A 24,080-nucleotide genomic window follows, 5' to 3' on the forward strand; every position below is an offset into this window, starting at 1 on the left:
TATTAGCAATAGCAATTCCTCCTTTTTTCCAAGAATAAGTATAAGCTCCAGTTCCTCCTGCTACAGTCAGATCAATGGCTCCAGTTAATTGTCCGAAACATTTTACATCCGTTTTAGAAGACACTGTGATAGTAATACCTTGAGTTGGTTGTACAATAGTTATTTGTTTAGTATTACTGCATCCTTTTGAATCGGTTACAGTTACGGTATAGGTACCTGCAGCTAGGTTTGTTGCTGTTGCACTAGTTTGAACAGGTATTGTGTTCCAAGAATAAGTATAAGAACCTGTTCCGCCAGAAGCTGTTACAGTCGCAGCTCCAGTCGCAGCTCCTTTACATTTAACATCGACGTGAGATGCTGTAGTTTCAGTAATAACGATATTGGTTTGACTGACAACCACAGGTTTAATGTCAGAACATCCTGATTGGGTATTAGTTCCTTTGATATAATAAGTTCCTACGGGAGCTGCTGTTGGTGTGTTATAAGGAATAGTTGCAGCAGAGTCTGTCCAATACGTATAAGTCAAACCAGCAGTACTTCCTGCAGTAATTGCCGGCAAGGTAAGATTAGCAGTTCCGTTAACGCAAACTGGTGAAGGATTGGTAATAACTAATGTATTTGTTGCAAAACTTTTTGCTTTTAAAAATACACCCGCGTCCCATTTTTGGTCAGAGGCATCAGCAATTGCCATTTTTATTTTGTAGTTTTTTCCTGGTGTAACGGCATACGTGGCAGTTAAAACTACTGTTGATCCATCAAATTCCATAGTGGCAGAACCTGATGGGTTGTTTACATAATAAGCGACATTATGATCTGGAAAAGAATTGCCGTCTTCATTTGATCCTGCAGAGTGTATATTATTAATTGTTACTGCGTCACCATTTGGGAGCTGTGCAAGATTTATGGCATTGTTGGTATAAGGACCAGTTATTCCAAATCCACTTAAGAAAAAACCAAAGGCATCATTATAAGCAGTATGAACATATTCCAGATACTCTTCTGATGCAAAAACAAATTTGAATTCAACTAGATTTCCATCAGGAATAAAGTTAAATTCTAATATTGCGGCATCATGCATTGTTTTACCAGAGATTGTTGTCAAATCGGGATCGCTGGCGTTATCTACCATTTCATCCGTTTTGTTGGAATAGTTATTAGGACCCATTGCGGAGCTTATTTTTCCTGTCGATAAAAGAATACCTTCATCAATAGGAAATGTCGAGGTTGCTTTACTATAATATCCTAATTGTCGATTTCCAGCTGTAGATGACCAAGAATGGTTATTCCAGTTCCAGTTGCTTCCGCTCTTTTCATAATAACCAAAACGAACATTACTAATGGTTAAGCAACCAGACGTTAAAACATTTCGAACTAGTTGATCGGCATTGTAACCGTTGTAACCTGCTGCTGCATTGGCAACATCTATTGAACCAGCTGCGGCTAATGCGCTGACGGCAGCAGTTTTTGCAGTGGTTTTTGATGCGGACTTGTTTGTAGACAGGGTATTCCCAATTCGCACTGGAAGTTCCTGTGCGGAGACAGTCGAAGAATAGAACACGATACCTAAAATCATTATAAAAATAGATTTTAAATTAATTTTAGGAACATCTCCGTTCTGAGTTCTTTTTTGAAAGGGGAAAATATACTTACAACATTCAATCAATTTTCCCACTTTTTGTAGAGTAGATTTAGTTCTCATATATTAGGATTTTGTTTTTGTGGTTTTTGTAAAATGTTAACACAATCAAAATTATAGTAGAGTTTTTGGATTTGTTTTTTTTTCTCTGTAACTAACCTAAAAACTCGTTTAAGTGCTCTTTTTTTATCAAAAAAGGCATTAAAAAAATATATTTTTTGCCAAATACTGGTAAATTTAATAGTGAGATTTTTTCTCTTTTTGACTTAAAATCATTTTTTAGACGTTGTGTAAATGATTAATAGTCAGTTATTTAGTTAAAATTTTACTGATTTGTAAAATATCGACGAACTGTATTGTTTAATAGGTGAAGTACATTTTTTAAGATAAAATTCTAAAGATGCTTTTGTGAGTTTTGAAAGTTATGAAGATCAATTATTCTTGTTAAAATTTACTTAAAATGTTAACAAGAATAAAAAATTGAGAAGGTTTAAAATATCTTTTGTAAATTAGAACTTAAAAAAAATAATGACCTCTTTTTGAGGTTTCAAAACTTCTGATTATGAAAAATTTAATTTTAATACGTCATGCAAAGTCAAGTTGGGAAGCTCCTCTAAAAGATTTTGATCGGCCACTGATGAAGAGAGGAATTATAGATGCGCATGATGTTTCTGTTACTATTTCGAAATATCTTCCAAAAACATATATTATTTGGAGCAGTACTGCGGCACGAGCTTCGGAAACGGCATTAATTTTTGCACAAAACATTTCATATCCTATAGAAAGTATTGTTTATAAAGACGACCTTTATACTTTTGATGATAAACAACTCGAAAAGGTTATTAAATCATGTGATAATAGTTTTGAAAGCGTTATTCTTTTTGGACATAACGAGGCTATTACAAATTTTGTTAATAAATTTGGGGATGTTTTTATAGAAAATGTTCCAACCTCAGGCTTTGTATCTTTACAGTTTGATTCAGAAAGCTGGGATACTATAAATAAAGGCAAAACCCATAAAACAATTTTCCCCAAAGATTTAAAATAAATATAGTGTACGAACAAAAATATATCGATAGAGAAAAAAGCTGGTTAGCGTTTAACGCAAGAGTACTTCAGGAAGCGGGTGATAATACGGTTCCGCTTTTAGACAGACTGCGTTTTGTTGGAATTTTTTCAAACAATTTAGATGAATTTTTTAGAGTTCGTTATGCCGCAATTAGAAGATTAAGTCTCTCTGGAATTTCTGGCGAAAAATACTTAGGCGGAGTTTCGGCACATCAATTAATTAAGGATATTACCGAAATTGTAATTCAGCAGCAATCAGAAAGCTTACGTATTCTCGGAAATATTGAAGCTGAACTTGAAACGGAAAATATTTTTATTATAAACGAAGATCAAATTACCAAAAATCAGGAAAGTTTTCTGAAAGACTTTTTTATGCAAAAATTAAGTCCAGAATTGGTAACTATTATTTTGAATGATTTGGCAGAATTTCCTGTTTTAAAAGACACTTTAGGATATTTAGCCGTTCGTTTAGAAATGACAAACAATGAAGTACGTTACGCTGTTATAGAAATTCCAAAAACGATAAACAGATTCGTTGTTCTTCCGTCTGAAGATGAAAAACAATATGTAATTTTAATTGACGATGTTATTCGTTACAACCTTAAAAACATCTTTAACATCTTTGATTATAAAAGTGTTTCAGCACACATGATCAAGATTACTCGTGATGCACAGTTAGATATCGACAGCGATTTGAGTAAAAGTATGCTTGAAAAAATCGCAACATCTGTAAAAGACCGCCGAATTGGTGAGCCAGTTCGTTTTATCTATGATAATTTAATTGAAGATGATACGCTGCAGTTCTTTTTAGATAAGATGAAAATTGTTGAAACAGATAGTATAATTCCCGGCGGAAGATATCATAATCGACGTGATTATATGAGTTTTCCTAATTTAGGGCGCTACGATTTGTTGTACAAACCAAACGAGCCTCTGCCAATTCCAGGTTTAAGCCTTGGCGGAAGCATATTAGAAAAAATTAGTAAAAAAGACTATTTATTACATGCTCCTTATCAGTCATTTTCATATTTAACCAAGTTTTTGCGTGAAGCAGCTTTAGACCCAAAAGTAAGCAGTATTAAGATTACTTTATATCGTTTAGCTAAAAATTCACAGATTATAAGTTCTTTAATTAATGCTGCAAAAAACGGAAAAAAAGTAGTGGTTCAAATTGAACTTCAAGCACGTTTTGATGAAGCAAGTAATATTTCGTATGCAGAGCAAATGCAGACCGAAGGAATTGAGCTTATTTTTGGAATTAAAGGTCTTAAAGTACACAGTAAAATATGTGTTATAGAAAGACTCGAAGAAGGAAAAACACGCCGTTACGGATTTATTTCTACAGGAAATTTTAACGAAGCGACGGCAAAAATTTATACAGATGTTACTTTGTTTACTTGTAATCAAGGTATTCTGAAAGATATTACCAAGATATTCGAATTTTTCGATATAAATTATAGAGTACACAGATACAAACATTTAATAGTATCGCCGCATTATACAAGGTCAAAATTTGTGAAACTTATAGATCGCGAAATTCTTCACGCTTTAGCGGGCAGAAAAACACATATTAAGTTAAAAATGAATAGTTTGTCTGATTTTAAAATGATCGATAAATTATACGAAGCAAGTAATGCAGGCGTAAAAATTCAGCTGCAAGTAAGAGGAATTTGTTCTCTGATTCCAGGAATTCCAGGAATGAGCGAAAACATTGAAGCTATTAGTATTGTCGATAATTACCTAGAACACTCTAGAGTTTATATTTTTGGAAACGCAGGTCTTAATGAAGTTTATATTTCTTCGGCTGATTTTATGACACGTAATCTTGATGGAAGAGTTGAAGTTACCTGCCCAATCTATGATCTTGAAATTAAAAAAGAATTAATCGATAACTTTAATATTGCTTGGAAAGGAAACGTTAAAGTAAGATACCATTCTTATAAATTAGACAATAAGTATAAACCTCGAAATCATCATGCATCGTTTAGAGCGCAATTTGAAACTTATAAGTATTATCAGAATAAAATTAAAAAGTTCGAAGAAGTTCCGCAGAAAATAAATCAATAATAATAGAAAACAATTTCAAATCATAAAGTGAGCATGATTAATATAAGGAAATTTGCAGCAATAGATATTGGATCAAATGCCATGAGGCTTCTGATATCGAATGTTGTAGAGCAAGATGGCAAAGAACCGCAGTTTAACAAAAGTTCACTTGTTCGTGTGCCAATTCGTTTGGGACAAGATGCCTTTACAGTAGGTGAGATTTCAGAAGAAAATATCGATCGAATGGTTGATGCGATGAAAGCATTCAATCTTTTGATGAAAGTACATAAAGTAGAGCGCTATATGGCGTTTGCAACTTCGGCAATGCGAGAGGCATACAATGCAAAAGAAGTTGTAGCTCTAATTAAGAAAAAAGCCGACATTAAAATCGAGATTATTGATGGTAAAAAAGAAGCTGCTATTATAGCTTCAACAGATTTGCATCATTTATTAAAAACAGATGAAACCTATTTGTTTGTTGATGTTGGAGGCGGGAGCACCGAGTTTACTTTATTCTCTGACGGGAAATTGATTAATTCCAGATCTTTTAAAGCGGGAACCGTTCGTTTATTAAATAATATGGTGCACGATGTAGTTTGGGATGAAATTGAAAAATGGATTAAAAGCAATACCGCAGATTATGATGAAGTAACCCTTATAGGTTCCGGCGGAAACATCAATAAGTTGTTTAAAATGTCTGGCAAACAGCAAGAAAAACCGCTTTCATATATCTACATAAATTCGCAATATGCGTTTTTAAATTCGCTTACTTACGAACAACGAATAGCCGAATTAGGATTAAATTCAGATCGTGCCGACGTAATTATTCATGCAACAAGAATTTATCTTAATGCGATGAAATGGAGTGGAGCACGTCAGATATACGTTCCTAAAATTGGACTTTCGGATGGTATCGTAAAAGCGATGTACTACGGTAAAATATAAATAGAATTATTTTTTCGTCACAAGTTATTCAAATTTGCACGAGTTTTTTTATTTACATTGTAAAATGTAATTCGTGTAAATTTGTGTAATTCGTGGCAGACTTTTTAAAAGATACTTAGATTATTTTAAACTTATTTAAATGAACAAGACTAGACTCGAAGCCTTTAGTGATGGTGTTTTAGCAATTATTATCACTATTATGATTTTAGAAATTAAAGTACCTCAAGGCCATGAGTTTGCAGACTTGAAACCACTTATTCCAAAGTTTCTAAGCTATATTTTGAGTTTTATTTACGTTGGAATTTACTGGAATAATCATCACTATTTACTTCATGGTTTATCAAAAGTAAACGGAAAAATTCTTTGGAGCAATCTGCATTTATTATTTTGGCTTTCTTTAATTCCAGTTTCAACAGGCTGGATGGGAGAACATAATTTTGAAAAAGCGGCAATGGCTTTGTATGGTATTATTCTACTGCTTTGCGCAATCTCTTATGTGATCCTTCAAAAAACTGTTCTTGATGTTGAGGGAAAAAATTCAGCTTTAGCCAAAGCTTTGGGAAGAGATTTGAAAGGAAAAGCTTCAGCAGTTTTGTATGTTATTGGTATCGCAGCTTCGTTTTATAATGTTTTTATTTCTGGAGCCGCTTATTTTATAGTTGCTATGTTATGGCTTATTCCAGATAAAAGAATTGAAAGAGTTTTTTCTTAAAAGAGTAACTTTAATAGTATAAATGAAAACTGTTTTTCAATCAATTCAGAAATTATCTAATGAAGAGTTATCTCATTTAGATGATTTAATCACTTTTAGAAAGCTTAAAAAAGGGGATTTTTTACTGGAAGAAAATCAGGTTTGTGATGAAATAGTATTTATAAAAAAAGGAATTCTTCGTTCCTTTTTTATGAATCATAAAGGCGATGAAATTACCAATTGTTTTGCTTTTGAAAACGATTTTATGGCGTCATTTGCCAGCTTCATAACACAACAAAAAGCCGAAGAAAATATTCAAGCATTGGTCGATACAGAATTGCAGGTTTTAGATAGAAATGCATTAGAAGAGCTCTATAGATCAAGTTATAACTGGCAGGAAATAGGAAGGAAATTGACTGAAATGGAGTTTGTAAATCTTCAAAAACGAATGGTAGATTTTCAAAAATTATCTGGCGCAGAACGTTATGAAGCGCTTTTTAGGAATCATCAAAAATACCTTCAGTTGATTCCGTTACAATATTTAGCATCCTATTTAGGAGTTACACCTAGACATTTAAGCCGAATTAGAAAAGCAGTCTTTTAATTGTTTTTAAGAAGTCCTACGAGGTTCTTTATCAAAGTATAAATAATCAGCTTGAATTTAAATTTACATTTAGTCTTTTTTAGGACATTTGTCTAGTAAAAGAAAACGGGCAAAAAGTATTTTTGAAAAAAGAAAAGCATGAAAAAAATACTGATTATAAATGGACATCCAAATCCGGAGAGTTTTAATTTTGCTATTGCTGCGGAATATGAGAAAGGAGCATCGGCTTCTGGGGCAGTTGTGGAAACAATTACAATTGCAGCTCTGAATTTTAGTCCAAATTTAAAATTCGGGTATCAAAAACGAACCGAACTAGAGCCAGATTTAGTAGAATCGTGGGAAAAAATCAAAAGAGCCGATCATTTAGTTTGGATACATCCAGTTTGGTGGGGTGGACTTCCTGCAATTACAAAAGGATTTATCGATCGATTATTTTTACCTGGAATGGCATTTCAGTACAGAGAAAATTCAGTTTGGTGGGATAAATTATTAAAAGGAAAAACAGCTCATATTATTACAACTTTAGATCAGCCCGGGTGGTATTATAGGTTATTTTTTGGAAGACCAAGCGTCAATCAATTAAAGAAATCAACTTTAGAATTCTGCGGAGTAAAACCAGTAAAGGTAAGTTACATTGGAATCATAAAAACAGCAAAGGAAAGTCAAAGAAAAAAATGGCTCGAAAAAGTTTATAATTTAGGACTTCTAAATAAATAATGCTGTAGAAGTTAGTTACTGTTTTTTTTGAAAAAACAATTTTGTACAAATTCGCAACGAAAAGAATATAAAATTATCCAGGTAAATCCAATCCAAATGTAGAACGTAAAAGCTCTATGTTTGGGTTTATTTCATGCAAACGATTGTATTTATCTTGATCGTTAAAACTTCTTTTAGTTTCCAGTTTTTCATTTACAATTACTTCAATTGTGATATCGTGATTGTGCAGGTGACCTCTTAAATGTCCTAAAAGCGCATTCATTTGGCTTTCGAATTCTAGCTTAGAACCTTCGTTTGGAAGTTCGTAAGTGATGTTGGTTCCATTTAAAACAGGATCGTTGATTAATAAGATCGACTCCATAATCTTCAAGCCTTTTTGACCTAAACGCTCTGCATATTTATTCCATTGCACAAGCATTTCAGTTTCAGTAAAGTCTTCAATAGGTAGAATAGATGTGGGTTTAACGTAAGTTTTACCACTTTGCTCTAATTCTTTTTTCTTGCGAATACTAGCCAAAGAGAAGGCAGAAACTTTTGGTTCGGCTCCAGTTTCATTTCTTGGAGTTTCAATTTTCGGAGTTTGAACTTTTGGCGTTTCTAGAGCAGCAGTATTACTAACAACAGAATTAGTATTGACTTTTTCTTCTGTTTTTAAAGGTTCATTTTGACTTTCAACTTTCGATTTTGGACTTTGAACTTCAACAATAGAAAAACTCCCGTTTTTATAATATGTAGGTGGTATTATGTATTGCTCAACTTTTTTTTTTCTCCATCAAAGTTGATAGAGGCTAACTGCATCAAGCATAATTCAACTAAAAGGCGTTGATTTTGACTCAGTTTATATTTTAAATCGCAGTCATTTGCAATATCAATTCCTTTTAATAAAAATTCTTGAGAGCATTTTTGAGATTGAACACCATACATTTGCTGCGCTTGTTCTCCAACTTCTAATAAAGAAATAGTTGCAGGAGTTTTACTGACTAACAAGTCTCTAAAATGAGACGCTAATCCAGCAATAAAATGATGCCCGTCAAAACCTTTTGATAGAATATCGTTGTAAGCTATTAAGAGATCTGGAATTTTGTTTTCCAGAATCAAATCTGTGATTGAAATATACGTTTCGTAATCTAAAACGTTTAGATTTTCGGTTACAGCTTGACGAGTTAAGTTAGTTCCGCAATACGAAACCACACGGTCAAAAATAGATAAAGCGTCACGCATTGCGCCATCAGCCTTTTGAGCAATAATGTGCAAAGCATCATCTTCAAAATTGATTCCTTGACTTTGAGCAACATCTGCTAAATGTTCTTTAGCATCTTTTACCGTTATTCTTTTAAAATCAAATATCTGGCAACGAGATAAAATCGTTGGGATGATTTTGTGCTTTTCTGTTGTAGCTAAAATAAAAATAGCATGTTTTGGCGGTTCTTCTAATGTTTTCAAAAAAGCATTAAAAGCAGCCGAAGACAACATATGCACCTCGTCAATAATATAAACTTTATATTGCCCGGTTTGCGGTGGAATTCGGACCTGATCAATAAGATTACGAATATCATCAACCGAGTTGTTTGAAGCGGCATCTAACTCAAAAACGTTAAATGCAAAATCTTCATTAGGATCGTCATATCCAGGCTGATTTATTTTTCGAGCCAAAATACGTGCGCAAGTAGTTTTTCCAACTCCACGCGGTCCTGTGAATAAAAGAGCAGAAGCAAGGTGATTGCTGTCAATAGCATTCAACAAAGTGTTTGTAATGGCTTTTTGTCCCACAACATCCTTAAAGGTCTGCGGGCGATACTTACGAGCCGATACTACAAATTGTTCCATATTCTTTTTTATTCGATAGCAAATATATGACTTTTGTTTCGTTGTTTAAAGTCGATTTTGCTTATTTGACGAAATTCTTTTTCTTTAAAATTACAAAGATCAAACTTAGAAATAATACGATGTTGACTATCAAAGATATGATGATGTATCTGTTGCATGTTTCAAGTTTAGCCTCGTTTTTTTCTTTATCAGAAATTTCTTTTTGAGATTTTTTATATACTCTTAATTTCTCTATTTGATAAATCCAATCTTGTAAATTTCGATTTTCAAATTTCAGATCCCAGACATAAAAAGACAATGATTTTATTTGATTATCTGTCTTTTGTGACATTTCGATTTCTGGTGGAGATGGCATGGAGTCACTCCCATAGGGTTTAAATCCAGTACTTGGAGAACAACTACTCACTTCGATAGTTTTATCGTCATTAAAATTGGCATAAACAATCCAAAGTTGTTTTAGAGATGGAATAATAGAACAATTACCAGAATACTTTTGCGTAATGAATAGAGAATTGTATTTTCCTTTAAAGAGTTCTATGATTCTAAAAGTATATATTCTGTTTATTGAATCTACTTTTGTAACTTCTCCATAAAACACAATTTCATACTTTAATCCTATTTCTATCATATTTTCTCGGTCAATTGGCTTACAATCACATGAAAAAGAATTGGTGCAAATAAAAAAGAATGCAAAAACAAAAATGTATCTAAACTTCATAAAGTTGATTTTGAATACAATAATAATTAATTTTTTGTAATAAAAAATGTACTATTTTTAATCCAAAACTAAAATGACCAATTAACAAAAATATTAATTTGATAATTCATGAACGCAAAACAAATAGTTAGATTAAGCAACATTATCGGGATTACGTCTATACTCTTATTAGTGTATTGGGTATTTACTTTTATAACCATTCAGGTTTTTGGTTTAAAAGTGTTTAAAGAGAATATGACTGAAACATTTTATCTAAGCATTTTAGGAATTCTTGCTTTGATGGTAGGGTCTCTGATTATCAATTTAATGTTCAATTTGACTAGAATTGCTGAAAAACATAATCTAGATGCAGTAAATAATAAATCAAATAGATTGCGGTTTTTGACTTTGATTTTGATTTTTCCTCTTATTGCTGTCATTTTATTTGGCGGAGATTATTTAACCTCGGCTAAAAAAGAAGAGCGATTGATTAAATCGGCTGAATCAATTATTGCAATTAATAAAGCAAATAGCGATAAATTAGTAAATTATAGTTTTTCTGAAAGCTATATAAAAGAGACTGCTGATATTTTGGATATTTTGTCTAAGACAGATAAAAATTTTCCCAATGTTACTGTGATTGTAAAAGATTCAGTTAAAGGCTCTCAGGTTTATTTGGGCTTTAGTGATTATTATGAAGGAAATTTGAAAGACACTATTCATCCACAAAAACAGCGGTTTATTTATAAAACTACAAAAGAAGAGAGAGATTATTTGAAAAGTGTTTTTGAGAAAGGAAGCAACGAATTGCGTTACAGTTCGCATAATGGTTATTATGAATTATTTTATCCATACGAAAAAAACGGAAAGAAAGTAATTCTGTATTTTTCTGAACAACAACGTTATGGAAAACTTGGAAGTTAATTTCTATTGATAACAATTTTAGAACGTTTTAAATAATAAATCCTAATCCCATTTTGCATGAAAAAATATTTAATACTTATAGTAATTATAATTAGTTCTTTTAAAATTCAAGCACAAACTAAACAAGATTCGTTAGAGATTAAACGAGTTGCTTTGGCTTACATTGAAGCACAGCATACTCCAAATCCAAAATTGATGGAAAGTGCCTTGCATCCTAGAATGGTAAAAAGATCAGTTTTTAGAAATAAAGCGGCACAGAAAGATTATATCTCGGAGTTTTTTGCTGAAAACATGGTTATACTGGCAGAAACTTACAATGTAAAAGGCGATAAGTTCCCAAAAAATCCAAGAAAAGAAATCAAATTGTTAGATGTTTCTGCAAAAACAGCGTCGGTAAAATTATTGGCTGATGCATGGATAGATTATATGCACATTGTAAAAACAAATGGCGAATGGAAAATTATAAATGTACTTTGGCAGTATAATGATGTAACTCAGCATGAATAAACAATTACCTTCTTTTTTATGTCATCTCGAGGAACGAATAATTTTCGCAAGAAACTCAGCAATGTAAATAATCAATTTTTCGGCGAGCTGCTAATGAAAATTTCTTAATTCTTCAAGATGACATAGATTGTGATTACTTTAATGAAATGAAAAGTTATAACAGGATTGAGTCCTGAAAATTACCTTCCTTTAATACTTAAATCAAATAAAAGTTTGGCAGTTTCCTGATCTGCATCGGCAGAAAAACCTGCTACAAAAACACCTTTTTTGCCATTACTGGACTTAATTCCGTATACAACTGCCTCATCGCCTGGGTCTGATTCCCCTTCGTATCGATACACATGTACAATTTCAAATTTCTCAGGATTTTTTTTAAGAATGTCTGAGTTGAGATTAAAATCGCACGTAAACCCTTTTTCATGCAATTGATCTAAAGCTTTTGAAACAGTTGCGTAGTGATACATCCTAATCATAATATTTGAATTTAAAATTATCGAATTTTAAAGATAACTATTTTAAAATTAAAAAGTTATGATAAAACTCATAAAAACGGAAATTTAAAATCATTATTCTTAGTTCATAAATCGTTACTTTTGCAGCGCAGACCGCCTTATCGCCGCTCCGATTTTATCGGAGGGGAGGAAAGTCCGGACACCACAGAGAAGCATAGCGGGTAACGCCCGTCGGTCTCTCCCGATAGCTATCGGGAGGAATTAGGACAAGTGCAGCAGAAAGTATGTACAGGTAATGCTGTAGTGAAACCAGGTAAACTCTATGCGGTGAAATACCAAGTATATCAACATTTAAGGGCTTCTCGTTCGTTGTTGAAGGGTAGGTAGCTCGAGTTCCGAAGTAATTCGGAATCTAGATAAATGATAAGGCCTTGATTTATCAAGGACAGAATCCGGCTTATAGGTCTGCTTTTTTTATATATTTGTGAAACTCTACTAACTTGCTTTCATGAATATAACCACTCCAAAATCTTCTTCAAAGGCAAAAAAAAGTCTTTTTAATACCATAATCACAAATCTTACTTTTTGGGTTTTAATAGCCATAATTGCGGGTATTTTACTTGGGCATTTTTCACCTGAAAATGGTGTGAAAATGGAAATTTTAGGTGCGAAATTTATAAGTCTTATCAAGTTGTTTATTGGCCCCATTATTTTCTTGACGATTGTTTTGGGAATTTCTGGAATGGGTAATTTAAAGAAAGTAGGACGAATTGGCGTGAAAGCCTTAGCTTATTTTGAAGTTGTTTCTACTGTAGCTTTAGCGATTGGTGTTGCGGTTGCTTATATTTTTAAACCTGGAAAAATTGATAAATCGGGATTAACTTTAGGCGATGCAAGTCAATATACAAATGGTGCAGCAAAAGATTTTTCGTGGCTGGAGTTTTTTCTTTCCAATTTTACGCTTCAGGTTTTACTAGCGGCAATTGTATGCGGAATCGCTTTAAACTTTTATAAAAAGAGAGAACAAACCATTTTAGTTTTAGAGCGTTTTTCAAATGTAGTTTTCTTTGGTTTAAAATATGTTATGTATCTAGCGCCAATAGGAGCTTTTGGCGGAATGGCATACACAATTGGAAAATTTGGATTAGGAACTTTAATTCCGCTTGGGAAATTAATGCTTTGTGTTTATTTAACCATGGCATTGTTTGTTTTTCTAATTTTAGGCAGCATTCTGCGTTATTATAAAATAAGTATTCTTTCGATTTTAAAATATATTAAAGAAGAACTTTTATTGGTTCTTGGTACATCATCTTCAGAAGCTGCTTTGCCAAGTATTATGGTGAAACTTGAGCGAATGGGCTGCAGTAAATCAGTTGTAGGATTGGTGATTCCAACAGGATATTCTTTTAACCTCGACGGAACCTCAATTTACTTATCGATGTCGGTGATATTTTTGGCACAGTTGTATGATGTGCATTTGAGTTTTTTCGAAATTCTTACCGTTATTGGTATTTTAATGATTACTTCAAAAGGTGCCGCAGGTGTTACGGGAAGCGGATTTATTGTTTTAGCTTCTACTTTAACAGCACTTCATAAAATACCAGTTGAAGGTTTAGCGTTTCTATTAGGAGTAGACAAATTTATGAGTGAAGCCAGAGCCATTACCAACTTAATTGGAAACACGGTGGCGACAATTATAATTTCGAAAACCGAAAGGGATTTTACAGAACTTGATTTGAATCCTATTTTGGAGGAGTAATATTCGTGCACGGGTGAGAAACGGTTTTCTTTGTCATTTCTCGTTCCTCGAAATGACAAAATCATGCGTGATAATTGGTGTAATTAGCGACAAAAAAAGATTATGAAAAGAATTGGAATTTTAGGACTTGGCGGCGTTGGCGGCTATTTTGGCGGACTTTTAGCGAAAGCGTATTATAAGTCTGATGATGTTGAAGTGATCTTTATTGCGCGCGGTGAAACTCAAAAAGCGATTGCCGAAAACGGATTAAAAATTGTAACTGATGATGCTGAAACAACTGTTTTTCCTAGTTTAGTTTCTAATAATCCTGACGAAATTGGTAAGTTAGACTATTTAATTTGTGCAACTAAAACCTATGATATTGAAGAAAGTTTAATGTCTTTGAAAAAATCGGTTAAGAACGAAACTGTAATTTTACCTTTATACAATGGCGTTGACGCACAAGAAAGGATTCAAAGAATATTTCCTGAAAATGAAGTTTTACAAGGTTGTGTTTATATTATTTCAATGATTTTTTCGCCTGGAACAATTCGTAAAATTGGCTTTTACGAAAAGTTATTTTTTGGTTCTAAAACTGCACCATTTTCAAAATTGGAAGAGCTGCAAAATATCTTCAAAAAAGCAAAAATAGAAAGTTACTTAGTTACAAATATTGAAGAAACAGTTTGGGAGAAGTTTATTTTTATTTCGGCATTAGCTTCTGTGACTTCTTATTTAAATCAGAATATTGGCGAAATACTGCATCATTTAGAATCTAAAGTAATTTATATCGAACTGCTTCATGAAATCGAGGATGTGGCGCAGGCAAAAGGTTTAAAACTTCCAGAAGATATTGTGGCGCAAACTATTATAAAGTTAGAGAAATCTCCAAAAGAAGCAACATCATCGATGCACAGAGATTTACTTGCAGGTAAAAATACTGAAGCAGTTTCGCTCACACAATTTGTTGTAAACGAAGGAAAGAAATACGGAGTAAAAACGCCTCTTTATGAAAAGATTGCCGCTGTTTTAATTAAATAACGCATAATATCTGTAAGAAAATAATTTGTTTTTTTAAGTTGTAGTATGTTTTTAATGCTATTTTTGCTCAAACCAATTTAAAAACAATCAATGAAGAAAAATTACCTATTTCTATTACTTTCTGTTCTTTTTATAAACGTGATCAATGCGCAAGACGATGCACCAATTGCAGTAGTAAAACATCAATTTAAAATAAATTTATTGCTGCCCGGATTTGTTTATGAGCACGGTTTTAATTCTAAGAATACTTTGTATTCTGAAGCAAGTTTAGGATTAGGTTTTCAAGCCAATTCAAGCAATTCTAATTTTGCAATTTATCCTACTATTAATGAACAGTTTCGTCATTATTATAATCTTGAAAAAAGAGCAGGAAAAGGAAAAAGAACAGCAAGAAATTCAGGAAATTATTTAGCTGCAAATGCAGTTTACAGCTTTGGTTCTATTTCTACAAATGATAATTACAGAGAGGCTTCTTCTTCGTTTACGCTGGGTGCTCTTTGGGGATTGCAGCGTACTTATAAAGGAAGGTTTAATCTAGAATTTAATGCTGGACCAGGAGTGAATTTTGATGAATATGATACAGAATTTGTTCCAATTATAAATTTTACTTTGGGCTGGGTAATTGGAAAATAAAACTCGTTTAAAATAGAAAAACCTTGATTCGTCAAGGTTTTTCTATTTTAAATTCTAAGCCAATACTTCGAACGCTTTCAATGCTGATTTTTGGATCTGAATTAAAATATTTTCTAAGCCTGCTGATAAAAACATCCATGCTGCGCCCCGAGAAATAATCATCTTTTTTCCAAACAGACATTAAAATTTGTTCTCTTTTTAATAACTGATTATGGTTCAGATATAAATATTCAATAAGCGAAGCTTCTTTCTCTGTGAGCTGCTGAACGTGATTTCTATTATTTAGAGTTAAACGCTCGTTATCAAAAATATACGAACCTATTACAATTGTATTATTTCCGTCTAAACTTCTCTTTTGCTCGATTCTCTTAAGTATGTTCTGCAAACGCAGAACCAGTTCGTCGACTTCAAAAGGTTTCGCTATATAGTCGTCAGCGCCTAGTTTTAATCCAATGATTTTGTCTTCTTGCAGCTTTCTTGCAGTTAGAAAAATAAATGGAGTTTCAGGATTGATTGTAATCATTTTTTCAGCCAATGAAAATCCGTCCAATTTGGGCATCATTACATCCAAAATACAAATATCAAAAGTTTGGTTTTTAAAATGGTCTAAAGCTATTTCGCCATTTTCTGCCCAAGTTACTTCAAATTGGTGAAGCTCTAAATATTGTTTTAAAATTGCTGCAAAGTCAAAATCGTCTTCAGCCAAAAGTAATTTTTTCAAAATAGGATAATTAAACTTTTAATAAAATAGTAAACTGAGTTCCTTTTCCTAAATCGCTAATAACGTTAACAGAACCCTGATGCGCTTTTACGATTTGATCAACATAATATAATCCTAAACCCAAACCTTTTGTATTGTGAAGATTTCCTTGTTCTACACGATAAAATTTATCAAAAAGAAGTGATTGTTTGTTTTTTGCAATTCCAATTCCGTCATCTTCAAAACAAATAGAAAACTGATTTTCTACGATTTTTGTTTTTACGGTAATTGTGTTCGAGCCATATTTTACGGCGTTTTCTAAAACATTTAAGAGAGCTGTAGTTAAATGGAATTTATCTAGAACTAAAATAGTTTTCTGAGTTTGAAAATCAGTTTTAAGATTGATTTTTGGAAAAGCAATTTTAAAATCATCAACAATTATCTGCAGGAAATGCTCAGTTTCAATTTTTTCCTTTTGCAATTCGATTTCATTTTCGGCCAAAGAATTTGCCATAACTTGATCAATCAAACTTTGAAGACGATTGTTCTGACGTGAAATTGTATTGACAATTGAATTGAAATTTTCGTCGTTGTCACGAATGTTTTTCTGCTCTAAAATTTTGGTCGAAATGCCCAATGTTGCTAAAGGAGTTTTAAGTTCATGTGTAATATTATTGATAAAATCTGTTTTTACATCACTTACTTTTTTTTGCTTAATTAAAGCTTTAAGTGCGATTACAAAAAGCGAAATGAGTGTAAGAATTGATAATAATGACAAAGCAAGAATAAAAGTCATTCGTTTTAAAATAATCAATTCCCAATCGATAATCGAAACATACATTGAATCTTCGGTAAGTAATTTATAGTCTTGATTTTCAAAAATTCCGTTTGTAGTTCTAACATAATTTCGAACTAAAAAAGCGTTATTCAGCGAATTTAGGTTTCCGTATAATTTATTTTGTATAAAAGGCTTTTCAGAGAAAACTGTATCTCTTTTTTTAGCGTTTTTGTAAAGAATAAATTTGTTTAGAACAATAGCAAAGTCAATTTTGAAATTGGGTAAATCTCTTTCGAATTTTTGTCGAATTTTTTGCGTTAACGCATCATTAGACTCGCTTTCTAGAATGCCTTTTTTAATATCAATTTTAGATTTTTTGCCTTTAATATATTGTTCCGATAAATTCTTGTAAAGCGCTTCTTTTTTAGAAACTAAAGCGGCGTCAATATCGCTGTAATTATTTGTAATTGCTGCAATTTCATTCTTAATCTGCGTATGAAACTGAGCCACTTTATAATCGTAAGCAGTTTTTACCAAATAACATTGTACGGTCGACAAAACAAGTAATGCGACAACCGAAAGTGTTATTAATAAATTGATTCTTTGTTTCATAAATGTAAAATTCATTTCAAAAATAGTGCTTTTACAAGATATTCTAGACATTAACTCCGCATTAACCTTCAATTAACCTTCGCAGCTCTTTTTTAGAAGCATTTTTGCATCATCTCAAAACAAAAAAACTTTGTATGCCATTAAAACTCCTTTTAGCACTTTTACTTTTTGTTCTTTCGTTTATTGCAAATGCACAAAATGAAACTCCCAAAGACTCGATTTCAAATCAATTGAATGAAGTTGTTGTTAATCAGAATAAATAGATTTTTACAAACTCGAACGGAAATATAAAAGTTGATGTTGCTAATTCTATTTACAATTCAATTCAAAATACAGTCGATTTGCTGGCGAAATTACCAACTGTTTTAGTGAGCCCAGATAAAGAAAGTATTACGGTTGTGGGAAAAGGAAATCCGTTGATTTATATTGACAATCAAAAAGCAGGAATGAATGCTTTGAATGCTTTGGCTTCAGCCGATATTAAAACTATTGAAATTATTCAAAATCCATCTGCAAAATATGAAGCAGAAGGAAGATCTGTAATTTTGATTACAAGAAAGTTTAGTAAAAAAGACAGTTTTAGAACTGATGTTTCTGAAACAGCATCTTAAAAAAAAAACAGTTTAATAATTACCTTGGATCTAATTCCAGCTTTAAAAAGAAAAAACCTTGAAATTTCAAGGTTTTTTGTGCTGTAAAAGAAAAACTATCCTTCGTCTTCTTCCGTAATTTTTATTGGAGTATCACCTGGTAATTCCTCATCGTCATCTGTTGAATTTAATTCGAAGAAACTAAAGAACGAACCTCCGTAGCTTTTTTGAAATGAAAAATTACTTAAGTGATCTAGTTTTGTGTATTTAGAATGTTCGATAATCATCATACCATCGTCGTGAAGTAAATCTCTTTCGAAAACCGTTAAAACAATTTTTTCAAAAGTGTTTTGATCTAATCCGTAAGGAGGATCGGCAAAAATAATGTCGTATGATGTTTTACAATTCTCCAGAAATTTAAAAACATCGCTTTTTGTAGCCGCAATGTCAAAATCATATTCTGATGAAACTTGTTTAATAAATTTAACGCATCCAAAATCGCCATCAATAGAGGTAATTGGTGCGCTTCCGCGTGATGCAAATTCGTAGCTGATATTTCCGGTTCCCGAAAATAAATCTAAAACCTTTAAGCCGTCAAAACTAAAATGATTATTCAAAACATTAAATAATGCTTCTTTACTCATATCAGTCGTAGGTCTTACAGGAAGGTTTTTTGGCGGAAAAATGCGGCGTCCTTTGTATTTTCCTGAAATGATTCTCATGATTGAAATAAGATATAATGTTTTTGATTCTGAGCAGTTGTATAATTGTTTTTTTCTTGTAATGCACTCACGTCTAAGAAAGATACATTACGAATATATTTGTATGCAATCGCATAAAATGGATCGTTTTGGGTTATGGCACCCAATAATTCCAGTTGAAAAAGCTCCGGATTTAAATTGGTTTGTTCAGCTGTAAAAAGCAAATAATAAATAAAATCTTCTGGAGTTTGATATTCAAAAGAGTTAAATAATAATAGTTTTTGATTTTGAACTACGATAATCTCAAAATGATTTGGATTAAAGTTTACCACCATTTTTTTCTCATCATTATTTCTTGAACCTTCAAGAATTTTTTCGACTAGAATACTATTTACGTGTTTGTACTCAAAAGATCCTACATTATCAATTAGAAAATTATTGATATTTATGTACGGTATATAAACCGAGTTCATTTCGTAATTTGAGATTTTATCAAAAGTAAAAAAATCAGACTCAAATACTTTTGTACTGTACTGTAAGTAACTGCCTAGATAATTTTCATCAAATAAAGCAGTTGGTACAAAAGTCGAAAGATTGTTGTTATGAATGACTAGAATATCGTCGTAGGTTTCTTTTAATTCAGGATAATTTTTAAATGAAGCTGAAAACAAGTCCTCGATTTTATTTTGTTTTTGAGTAGTATCAAATTGAACTTCGTTAAACGAAGTAATGGTATTATTTAAAGTATCAAAACAGCAAAAGGAAAATCCATTCAGTGAAACCTGAATCGAAAGTTTTTTATAATTTTTGGAAATAATGTTAGTGTTTTGTAATGACATATTGATTTACAATTCGTTACCTGTTTTACAAGAAAGAATTTAAGGCGACTACAAACTTACAAATTAAAAAGGAACAATTATAATTGCAATTTCAAAAAACAATTTCAAAAACATTTTAAAGTAAGGTTAAGTTTTCTTTATCATATAAGCAAGATCAGGATTTAAGCCTAGAGTATGTTTGTTTTAATTTTTAAGATCATTTAAGTAATGTCAACAATAAATGGTTAAGATTTTGAGCATAATCTTAAGTTTACTTTCATTACTTATATGGTTTCAAATTATTGCCATTGCCATTAAAAAAAGCGACCTTTGTATTTCAAATTTTCTCTATGAATTCAGCATTGTTTTACGGCATTTTACAAAAAAGATTTCCATTTGCACCGACATACAAACAGGATATTTTTTTTCAAAAAATAGCTATTTTTTTAACCGAACCAGTTAATGATACCATTTTTGTATTAAAAGGATATGCGGGAACTGGAAAAACAACGGTGATCTCGACAATTGTAAATAATCTTGGCGATATTAATAAAAAGTTCGTTTTGCTTGCACCAACTGGACGTGCGGCAAAAGTAATTGCTAATTATTCGAATACGCCTGCTTTTACGATTCATAAAAAAATATATTTTCCTAAAAAGTCGTCGGGCGGAGGAGTTGCTTTTACAAAACAAGTCAATAAACATAAAAACACCATTTTTATAGTCGATGAAGCTTCGATGATTTCAGACAGCACTTTAGACAGCGGTTCGCTTTTGGATGATTTGATTAATTATGTTTATTCTGGTACGAATTGTAAAATGATTCTTTTAGGAGATACAGCACAGCTGCCACCGGTAAATTTAGATATTAGTCCAGCGTTAGATATTCAAACTCTAGGAATTCATTACGATAAAGAAATTGAGCATATTGAACTAGATGAGGTAATGCGTCAAGAAGAAAGCTCGGGAATTTTGTTCAACGCAACAGAATTACGCGAGTTATTGAAGGAAAGTTTTATTACGGAATTTAGATTCAACGTAAAAAAGTTTAAGGACATCGTGCGTCTTACAGATGGTTATGATATTCAAGATGCAATTAATACCGCTTATAGTAATTATAGTATTGAAGATACCGCTTTTATTGTACGATCTAATAAAAGAGCAAATCAATATAATGAACAAATTCGAACTAGGATTTTGTTTAAAGAAAGTGAGCTTTCTGTAGGTGATTTTTTGATGGTAGTTAAGAATAATTATTTCTGGCTTAAAGAAACAGATGAAGCTGGTTTTATTGCCAATGGTGATATTATTGAGGTTCTGGAAATGTTTGGAATCAAGGAATTGTACGGTTTTACTTTTGTAAGGGTAAAAATAAGAATGGTCGATTATCCAGATCAAAAACCTTTTGAAACAGTATTGCTTTTGGATACTATAAAAAGTGAATCTCCATCATTGACTTACGAGGAATCAAATCGTTTGTATGAAGAGGTGATGAAAGATTACGAAGATGAAACGACTAAGTATAAAAGGTTTCAAAGAGTAAAAGAAAACGAATATTTTAATGCTTTACAGGTAAAATTTTCCTATGCCATAACGTGTCACAAATCGCAGGGTGGGCAATGGAATACGGTTTTTATCGAACAGCCCTATCTGCCAAATGGCATCGACCGGGATTACATAAGATGGCTTTATACCGCTATGACACGTGCTAAAAATAAGTTATATTTGATAGGATTTAAAGACGAGAGTTTTGAAGAATAATTTTTTAGCCACAGATTAAAATGATTTTCACAGTTTTTTTGTGATAAATGATGTGCTAAAGTTTTTTTTGAAATCATTTCAATCCTTTTAATCTGTGGCAAAATAATATTTTACAATGACAACACTAAACGACTTACATTCGATTTCGTCAACGTTTTCGAATACAGATAAAATGCCGGTTTTGTTTTTAGGACATGGAAGTCCTATGAATGCTATTGAAGAAAATCAGTTTGTTACAGGTTTTCGAAACTTAGCTAAGACATTACCGCAGCCCAATGCTATTTTATGCGTTTCGGCGCACTGGTTTACTAAGGGAACTAAAGTTACTTCGATGCAAATGCCAAGAACGATTCATGATTTTGGAGGTTTTCCGCAAGCATTATTTGATGTACAATATCCCGCAAAAGGAAGTCCTGAATTAGCATTAGAAACTAAAAGAATCTTAGACCCCGTTCAGGTAGATTTAGATGAGCATTGGGGTTTGGATCACGGCGCTTGGAGTGTAATAAAGCACTTATATCCAGAAGCAAATGTTCCTGTAATTCAGTTGAGCATTGATTACACTAAATCTGGTCAATTTCATTTTGAATTGGCGCAAAAACTACAATCACTGCGTCGTAAAGGGGTTTTGATTATTGGGAGCGGCAATATTGTGCATAATCTTAGAATGGTAGATTTTAGAAATTTTGATAAAGATAATTACGGTTACGATTGGGCAATTGAAGCTCGAGAAACGGTAAATAGTTATTTATTAGACGGTAATTTTCAGCCGTTAATAGATTTCGAAAAAATGAACAAAGCAGTTCAATTGGCAGTTCCAACACCAGAACATTATTTACCGTTATTGTATACTTTAGGATTAAAAGAAAAATCAGAAGAACTGAGTTTGTTCAATGATAAACTTTTAGCAGGTTCATTGAGTATGACCTCAGTAAAAATTATGTAGAAATTTTACCGCAAAGGGCGCAAAGGTTTTTATGTACAAAGCTTATAAAAACGCAAAGTTCGCAAAGCTATATTGATAAAGCTTCGCGAACTTTGTGTTTAATAAACGTAATCCATAATAAAAATCTTTGCGCCCTTTGCGGTAAAATGCGTTTCTCAGATCAGGTTAAAAAGTAAGTAGATTGATGGAATTTTCTATTTTTCTAAATTATAAGCATATAAATATCCATCAGCACTTCCAAAATAAATAGTGTTATTATTTACAAAAGGAGAAGAAAGGATTGAGCCTAATTTGTAAAATTGATCCATTACTTTTTTGTTGTTATCGTAATAAGACAGATCTTCGTTTTGACCAGCATATCCAAAATCTAAAAGATCATTTTTCAAAATAGAATTGGCGTATTGTTTACGATTATCAGTGCTTATAGTATTTGATTTTTTTCCGTCAGAAAGTAAATCCAGAGAGAAGAAATTTCCAGTGAAATCGCCAAAATAAATCGTATTTCCTGCTATTACAGGTGAGTTATAAACATAACCATTTGTCTTGAATCGGTATTTTTCAGCGCCCGTTTTTGCGTCAAGTGCCAATAAAACATAGGTGTCAGAAGTTCCTACATAAATAGTTCCATTTGTAATGACAGCTGTGCTTAGAATCCAGGAATTTTCAGCATCGTATTTCCATATTAGTTTTCCTGTTTCGGCATCAAGCGAAAAAAAGTGAGGATCACGCGCTCCAAAATATACTTTTCCTTCAGAAACCGTTACAGACGATTGTATGCCTTTAAAACCTATTTTGGTTGAAGTAGCAAAATGCCATATTTCTTTTCCAGTTTCTGCATTCAATGCATATAAAACAGCGTCCCATCCGCCAACAAAAACTTTGTTTTTATCTATAACAGGAGTTCCATGAACGGGACCATTAGTTTTAAACTTCCAGTTTACATTTCCAGTTTTTGTATCAAGCGAATAGATGTTTCCGTCGCTGCTTCCAAAGATAACTTGAGCTGTTTTTTTATTTTGATATACGACTGGTGATGATAGGTAAAAACTCCATAAATCCTCCATGTATTGCGTTTCAGGTTTCATTCCTCCGCCGCCTTTTTCTCCCATGCAGTGTTCTCCTCCCGTTTTAAATTTCCAAATTTGTTTTCCTGTTTTAGTATTTACCGCGTAATAATTACCGTCAAAACTTCCAAAGAAAACAGCATCTTCAAAAATGCTTGGTGAGCTGTGAATGGCTCCATCTGTTTTGAATTTCCATTTTAGATTTCCAGATTTTTCTTCAATTGCATATAAAAACCCGTCTTCGCTGCCAATATAAACAATTCCTCTTTTGGTAATGGGTGAGGAGAAGATTTTACCTTCGGTTTTAAATTTCCATTTTAAAGTTGTTAACGGCTGATAACCATCGCCGTCAAAAATGTGATTTGCAAATGCATTTAATGGAGCAGCATTATTTTTTTGGCTTAAAGCCGAATTAATAAAAGTTAAATTCAATAAAAACAGAACCAGAATCGACGATTTTCTCATATTTTTTTTCTGATAAATATACTTTATTTTTTAAAACACTGGCAGTCAGTTTTATAACGATATGCAGTAATTATGTTTTTTATCTTAGGTTTGAATAGTTACATTTGTTTTACTTAAAAA

General features: G+C 32.3%; 25 protein-coding genes and 1 other RNA gene. 16 read left to right on the forward strand and 10 right to left on the reverse strand.

Annotated elements, in window-relative coordinates; genetic code table 11:
• Positions 1 to 1,699, reverse strand: a 1,699-nt coding sequence (locus ACHRVL_RS22170) for a choice-of-anchor L domain-containing protein (protein WP_395415436.1), incomplete at its 3' end; no start/stop codon positions are given.
• A 499-nt stretch (positions 1,700 to 2,198) separates the two neighbouring features.
• Here ACHRVL_RS22170 and ACHRVL_RS22175 point away from each other — a divergent pair.
• From ACHRVL_RS22175 to ACHRVL_RS22200, 6 genes are all read left to right on the forward strand, one after another.
• On the forward strand, positions 2,199 to 2,684 hold the full coding sequence (locus ACHRVL_RS22175) for a SixA phosphatase family protein (RefSeq protein ID WP_395415437.1): 486 nt from the start codon (positions 2,199 to 2,201) through the stop codon (positions 2,682 to 2,684).
• 5 nt (positions 2,685 to 2,689) lie between these two features.
• Positions 2,690 to 4,771 (forward strand): polyphosphate kinase 1, encoded by a 2,082-nt coding sequence (ppk1, locus tag ACHRVL_RS22180; RefSeq protein WP_395415438.1) that lies wholly within the window; start codon positions 2,690 to 2,692, stop codon positions 4,769 to 4,771.
• Positions 4,772 to 4,804: 33 nt separating this feature from the next.
• Positions 4,805 to 5,695, forward strand: coding sequence for a Ppx/GppA phosphatase family protein (locus tag ACHRVL_RS22185; RefSeq protein ID WP_395415439.1), 891 nt, complete (start codon positions 4,805 to 4,807; stop codon positions 5,693 to 5,695).
• A 139-nt stretch (positions 5,696 to 5,834) separates the two neighbouring features.
• On the forward strand, positions 5,835 to 6,407 hold the full coding sequence (locus ACHRVL_RS22190; RefSeq protein ID WP_395415440.1) for a TMEM175 family protein: 573 nt from the start codon (positions 5,835 to 5,837) through the stop codon (positions 6,405 to 6,407).
• A 22-nt stretch (positions 6,408 to 6,429) separates the two neighbouring features.
• Positions 6,430 to 6,990 (forward strand): Crp/Fnr family transcriptional regulator, encoded by a 561-nt coding sequence (locus ACHRVL_RS22195; RefSeq protein WP_395415441.1) that lies wholly within the window; start codon positions 6,430 to 6,432, stop codon positions 6,988 to 6,990.
• A 138-nt stretch (positions 6,991 to 7,128) separates the two neighbouring features.
• Complete coding sequence (locus tag ACHRVL_RS22200; RefSeq protein WP_395415442.1) at positions 7,129 to 7,707, forward strand: NAD(P)H-dependent oxidoreductase; 579 nt, start codon at positions 7,129 to 7,131, stop codon at positions 7,705 to 7,707.
• Between the two features lie 73 nt (positions 7,708 to 7,780).
• Here the strand turns inward: ACHRVL_RS22200 and ACHRVL_RS22205 are convergent, their stop codons facing one another.
• The 3 genes from ACHRVL_RS22205 to ACHRVL_RS22215 all read right to left on the reverse strand — a co-directional run bounded on the left by ACHRVL_RS22205 (position 7,781) and on the right by ACHRVL_RS22215 (position 10,252).
• Positions 7,781 to 8,224 (reverse strand): DNA polymerase III subunit gamma/tau, encoded by a 444-nt coding sequence (locus ACHRVL_RS22205; RefSeq protein WP_164973727.1) that lies wholly within the window; start codon positions 8,222 to 8,224, stop codon positions 7,781 to 7,783.
• A 224-nt stretch (positions 8,225 to 8,448) separates the two neighbouring features.
• Positions 8,449 to 9,534 (reverse strand): DNA polymerase III subunit gamma/tau, encoded by a 1,086-nt coding sequence (gene dnaX, locus ACHRVL_RS22210; protein ID WP_395415443.1) that lies wholly within the window; start codon positions 9,532 to 9,534, stop codon positions 8,449 to 8,451.
• Between the two features lie 61 nt (positions 9,535 to 9,595).
• Positions 9,596 to 10,252, reverse strand: a complete 657-nt coding sequence (locus ACHRVL_RS22215; protein ID WP_395415444.1) for a hypothetical protein — start codon at positions 10,250 to 10,252, stop codon at positions 9,596 to 9,598.
• Between the two features lie 108 nt (positions 10,253 to 10,360).
• On the opposite strand from ACHRVL_RS22215, the gene ACHRVL_RS22220 reads away from it, so the two are divergent.
• Both ACHRVL_RS22220 and ACHRVL_RS22225 read left to right on the forward strand, forming a co-directional pair.
• Positions 10,361 to 11,155: a hypothetical protein gene (locus tag ACHRVL_RS22220; RefSeq protein ID WP_395415445.1), complete on the forward strand. Its 795-nt coding sequence runs from the start codon at positions 10,361 to 10,363 to the stop codon at positions 11,153 to 11,155.
• A 57-nt stretch (positions 11,156 to 11,212) separates the two neighbouring features.
• Positions 11,213 to 11,662: a nuclear transport factor 2 family protein gene (locus tag ACHRVL_RS22225; protein WP_395415446.1), complete on the forward strand. Its 450-nt coding sequence runs from the start codon at positions 11,213 to 11,215 to the stop codon at positions 11,660 to 11,662.
• Between the two features lie 179 nt (positions 11,663 to 11,841).
• Here ACHRVL_RS22225 and ACHRVL_RS22230 read toward each other — a convergent pair whose 3' ends face one another.
• Positions 11,842 to 12,135: a hypothetical protein gene (locus ACHRVL_RS22230; RefSeq protein ID WP_089056090.1), complete on the reverse strand. Its 294-nt coding sequence runs from the start codon at positions 12,133 to 12,135 to the stop codon at positions 11,842 to 11,844.
• 124 nt (positions 12,136 to 12,259) lie between these two features.
• Here ACHRVL_RS22230 and rnpB point away from each other — a divergent pair.
• From rnpB to ACHRVL_RS22250, 4 genes are all read left to right on the forward strand, one after another.
• An RNA gene (gene rnpB / locus ACHRVL_RS22235) (RNase P RNA component class A) lies at positions 12,260 to 12,590 on the forward strand.
• Positions 12,591 to 12,622: 32 nt separating this feature from the next.
• Positions 12,623 to 13,873, forward strand: a complete 1,251-nt coding sequence (locus tag ACHRVL_RS22240; RefSeq protein WP_395415447.1) for a cation:dicarboxylate symporter family transporter — start codon at positions 12,623 to 12,625, stop codon at positions 13,871 to 13,873.
• A gap of 102 nt (positions 13,874 to 13,975) precedes the next feature.
• Positions 13,976 to 14,893, forward strand: a complete 918-nt coding sequence (locus tag ACHRVL_RS22245; RefSeq protein WP_395415448.1) for a ketopantoate reductase family protein — start codon at positions 13,976 to 13,978, stop codon at positions 14,891 to 14,893.
• 90 nt (positions 14,894 to 14,983) lie between these two features.
• Positions 14,984 to 15,526 (forward strand): hypothetical protein, encoded by a 543-nt coding sequence (locus ACHRVL_RS22250; protein WP_395415450.1) that lies wholly within the window; start codon positions 14,984 to 14,986, stop codon positions 15,524 to 15,526.
• 31 nt (positions 15,527 to 15,557) lie between these two features.
• Here ACHRVL_RS22250 and ACHRVL_RS22255 read toward each other — a convergent pair whose 3' ends face one another.
• Both ACHRVL_RS22255 and ACHRVL_RS22260 read right to left on the reverse strand, forming a co-directional pair.
• Complete coding sequence (locus tag ACHRVL_RS22255) at positions 15,558 to 16,247, reverse strand: response regulator transcription factor (RefSeq protein WP_089054379.1); 690 nt, start codon at positions 16,245 to 16,247, stop codon at positions 15,558 to 15,560.
• Positions 16,248 to 16,257: 10 nt separating this feature from the next.
• Complete coding sequence (locus ACHRVL_RS22260; RefSeq protein ID WP_395415452.1) at positions 16,258 to 17,616, reverse strand: sensor histidine kinase; 1,359 nt, start codon at positions 17,614 to 17,616, stop codon at positions 16,258 to 16,260.
• A gap of 134 nt (positions 17,617 to 17,750) precedes the next feature.
• Between ACHRVL_RS22260 and ACHRVL_RS22265 the strand changes: the two genes are divergently transcribed.
• Positions 17,751 to 17,879 carry a hypothetical protein gene (locus tag ACHRVL_RS22265; protein ID WP_395415454.1) on the forward strand — a complete coding sequence of 43 codons (129 nt, stop codon included), beginning with the start codon at positions 17,751 to 17,753 and terminating at the stop codon, positions 17,877 to 17,879.
• Between the two features lie 78 nt (positions 17,880 to 17,957).
• Positions 17,958 to 18,227, forward strand: coding sequence for a hypothetical protein (locus ACHRVL_RS22270; protein ID WP_395415455.1), 270 nt, complete (start codon positions 17,958 to 17,960; stop codon positions 18,225 to 18,227).
• Positions 18,228 to 18,322: 95 nt separating this feature from the next.
• Here the strand turns inward: ACHRVL_RS22270 and ACHRVL_RS22275 are convergent, their stop codons facing one another.
• Both ACHRVL_RS22275 and ACHRVL_RS22280 read right to left on the reverse strand, forming a co-directional pair.
• Complete coding sequence (locus ACHRVL_RS22275) at positions 18,323 to 18,928, reverse strand: RsmD family RNA methyltransferase (protein WP_089054381.1); 606 nt, start codon at positions 18,926 to 18,928, stop codon at positions 18,323 to 18,325.
• Entirely contained in the window at positions 18,925 to 19,746 is an 822-nt protein-coding gene (locus ACHRVL_RS22280; protein ID WP_395415457.1) for a DUF3822 family protein, read from the reverse strand. Before ACHRVL_RS22280 ends, ACHRVL_RS22275 begins: the two co-directional genes overlap by 4 nt.
• Before the next feature lie 329 nt (positions 19,747 to 20,075).
• Between ACHRVL_RS22280 and ACHRVL_RS22285 the strand changes: the two genes are divergently transcribed.
• Together ACHRVL_RS22285 and ygiD are read left to right on the forward strand one after the other, a co-directional pair.
• On the forward strand, positions 20,076 to 21,485 hold the full coding sequence (locus ACHRVL_RS22285; protein ID WP_395415459.1) for an ATP-dependent RecD-like DNA helicase: 1,410 nt from the start codon (positions 20,076 to 20,078) through the stop codon (positions 21,483 to 21,485).
• Between the two features lie 115 nt (positions 21,486 to 21,600).
• The gene (gene ygiD / locus ACHRVL_RS22290) at positions 21,601 to 22,431 is read left to right on the forward strand and encodes a 4,5-DOPA dioxygenase extradiol (protein WP_395415460.1); all 831 of its coding nucleotides are present in this window, start codon (positions 21,601 to 21,603) and stop codon (positions 22,429 to 22,431) included.
• Positions 22,432 to 22,625: 194 nt separating this feature from the next.
• On the opposite strand, the gene ACHRVL_RS22295 is transcribed toward ygiD, so the two are convergent.
• Positions 22,626 to 23,960: a PQQ-binding-like beta-propeller repeat protein gene (locus ACHRVL_RS22295; RefSeq protein ID WP_395415461.1), complete on the reverse strand. Its 1,335-nt coding sequence runs from the start codon at positions 23,958 to 23,960 to the stop codon at positions 22,626 to 22,628.
• Between the last annotated feature and the right edge of the window lie 120 nt (positions 23,961 to 24,080).

Origin of the sequence: Flavobacterium sp. FlaQc-28 (genome assembly GCF_044007415.1) — a bacterium.
GTDB lineage: Bacteria > Bacteroidota > Bacteroidia > Flavobacteriales > Flavobacteriaceae > Flavobacterium.

What these genes read in the sequence shown, in the direction of transcription:
- ygiD (WP_395415460.1), top strand. Translation starts at nt 21,601, where the DNA reads ATGACAACACTAAACGACTTACATTCGATTTCGTCAACGTTTTCGAAT.
- ACHRVL_RS22225 (WP_395415446.1), top strand. Translation starts at nt 11,213, where the DNA reads ATGAAAAAATATTTAATACTTATAGTAATTATAATTAGTTCTTTTAAA.
- ACHRVL_RS22280 (WP_395415457.1), bottom strand. Translation starts at nt 19,746, where the DNA reads ATGTCATTACAAAACACTAACATTATTTCCAAAAATTATAAAAAACTT.
- ACHRVL_RS22230 (WP_089056090.1), bottom strand. Translation starts at nt 12,135, where the DNA reads ATGATTAGGATGTATCACTACGCAACTGTTTCAAAAGCTTTAGATCAA.
- ACHRVL_RS22275 (WP_089054381.1), bottom strand. Translation starts at nt 18,928, where the DNA reads ATGAGAATCATTTCAGGAAAATACAAAGGACGCCGCATTTTTCCGCCA.
- ACHRVL_RS22200 (WP_395415442.1), top strand. Translation starts at nt 7,129, where the DNA reads ATGAAAAAAATACTGATTATAAATGGACATCCAAATCCGGAGAGTTTT.
- ACHRVL_RS22295 (WP_395415461.1), bottom strand. Translation starts at nt 23,960, where the DNA reads ATGAGAAAATCGTCGATTCTGGTTCTGTTTTTATTGAATTTAACTTTT.
- ACHRVL_RS22265 (WP_395415454.1), top strand. Translation starts at nt 17,751, where the DNA reads ATGCCATTAAAACTCCTTTTAGCACTTTTACTTTTTGTTCTTTCGTTT.
- ACHRVL_RS22195 (WP_395415441.1), top strand. Translation starts at nt 6,430, where the DNA reads ATGAAAACTGTTTTTCAATCAATTCAGAAATTATCTAATGAAGAGTTA.
- ACHRVL_RS22185 (WP_395415439.1), top strand. Translation starts at nt 4,805, where the DNA reads ATGATTAATATAAGGAAATTTGCAGCAATAGATATTGGATCAAATGCC.
- ACHRVL_RS22285 (WP_395415459.1), top strand. Translation starts at nt 20,076, where the DNA reads ATGAATTCAGCATTGTTTTACGGCATTTTACAAAAAAGATTTCCATTT.
- ACHRVL_RS22260 (WP_395415452.1), bottom strand. Translation starts at nt 17,616, where the DNA reads ATGAAACAAAGAATCAATTTATTAATAACACTTTCGGTTGTCGCATTA.
- ACHRVL_RS22175 (WP_395415437.1), top strand. Translation starts at nt 2,199, where the DNA reads ATGAAAAATTTAATTTTAATACGTCATGCAAAGTCAAGTTGGGAAGCT.
- ACHRVL_RS22190 (WP_395415440.1), top strand. Translation starts at nt 5,835, where the DNA reads ATGAACAAGACTAGACTCGAAGCCTTTAGTGATGGTGTTTTAGCAATT.
- ACHRVL_RS22240 (WP_395415447.1), top strand. Translation starts at nt 12,623, where the DNA reads ATGAATATAACCACTCCAAAATCTTCTTCAAAGGCAAAAAAAAGTCTT.
- dnaX (WP_395415443.1), bottom strand. Translation starts at nt 9,534, where the DNA reads ATGGAACAATTTGTAGTATCGGCTCGTAAGTATCGCCCGCAGACCTTT.
- ACHRVL_RS22220 (WP_395415445.1), top strand. Translation starts at nt 10,361, where the DNA reads ATGAACGCAAAACAAATAGTTAGATTAAGCAACATTATCGGGATTACG.
- ACHRVL_RS22250 (WP_395415450.1), top strand. Translation starts at nt 14,984, where the DNA reads ATGAAGAAAAATTACCTATTTCTATTACTTTCTGTTCTTTTTATAAAC.
- ACHRVL_RS22215 (WP_395415444.1), bottom strand. Translation starts at nt 10,252, where the DNA reads ATGAAGTTTAGATACATTTTTGTTTTTGCATTCTTTTTTATTTGCACC.
- ACHRVL_RS22245 (WP_395415448.1), top strand. Translation starts at nt 13,976, where the DNA reads ATGAAAAGAATTGGAATTTTAGGACTTGGCGGCGTTGGCGGCTATTTT.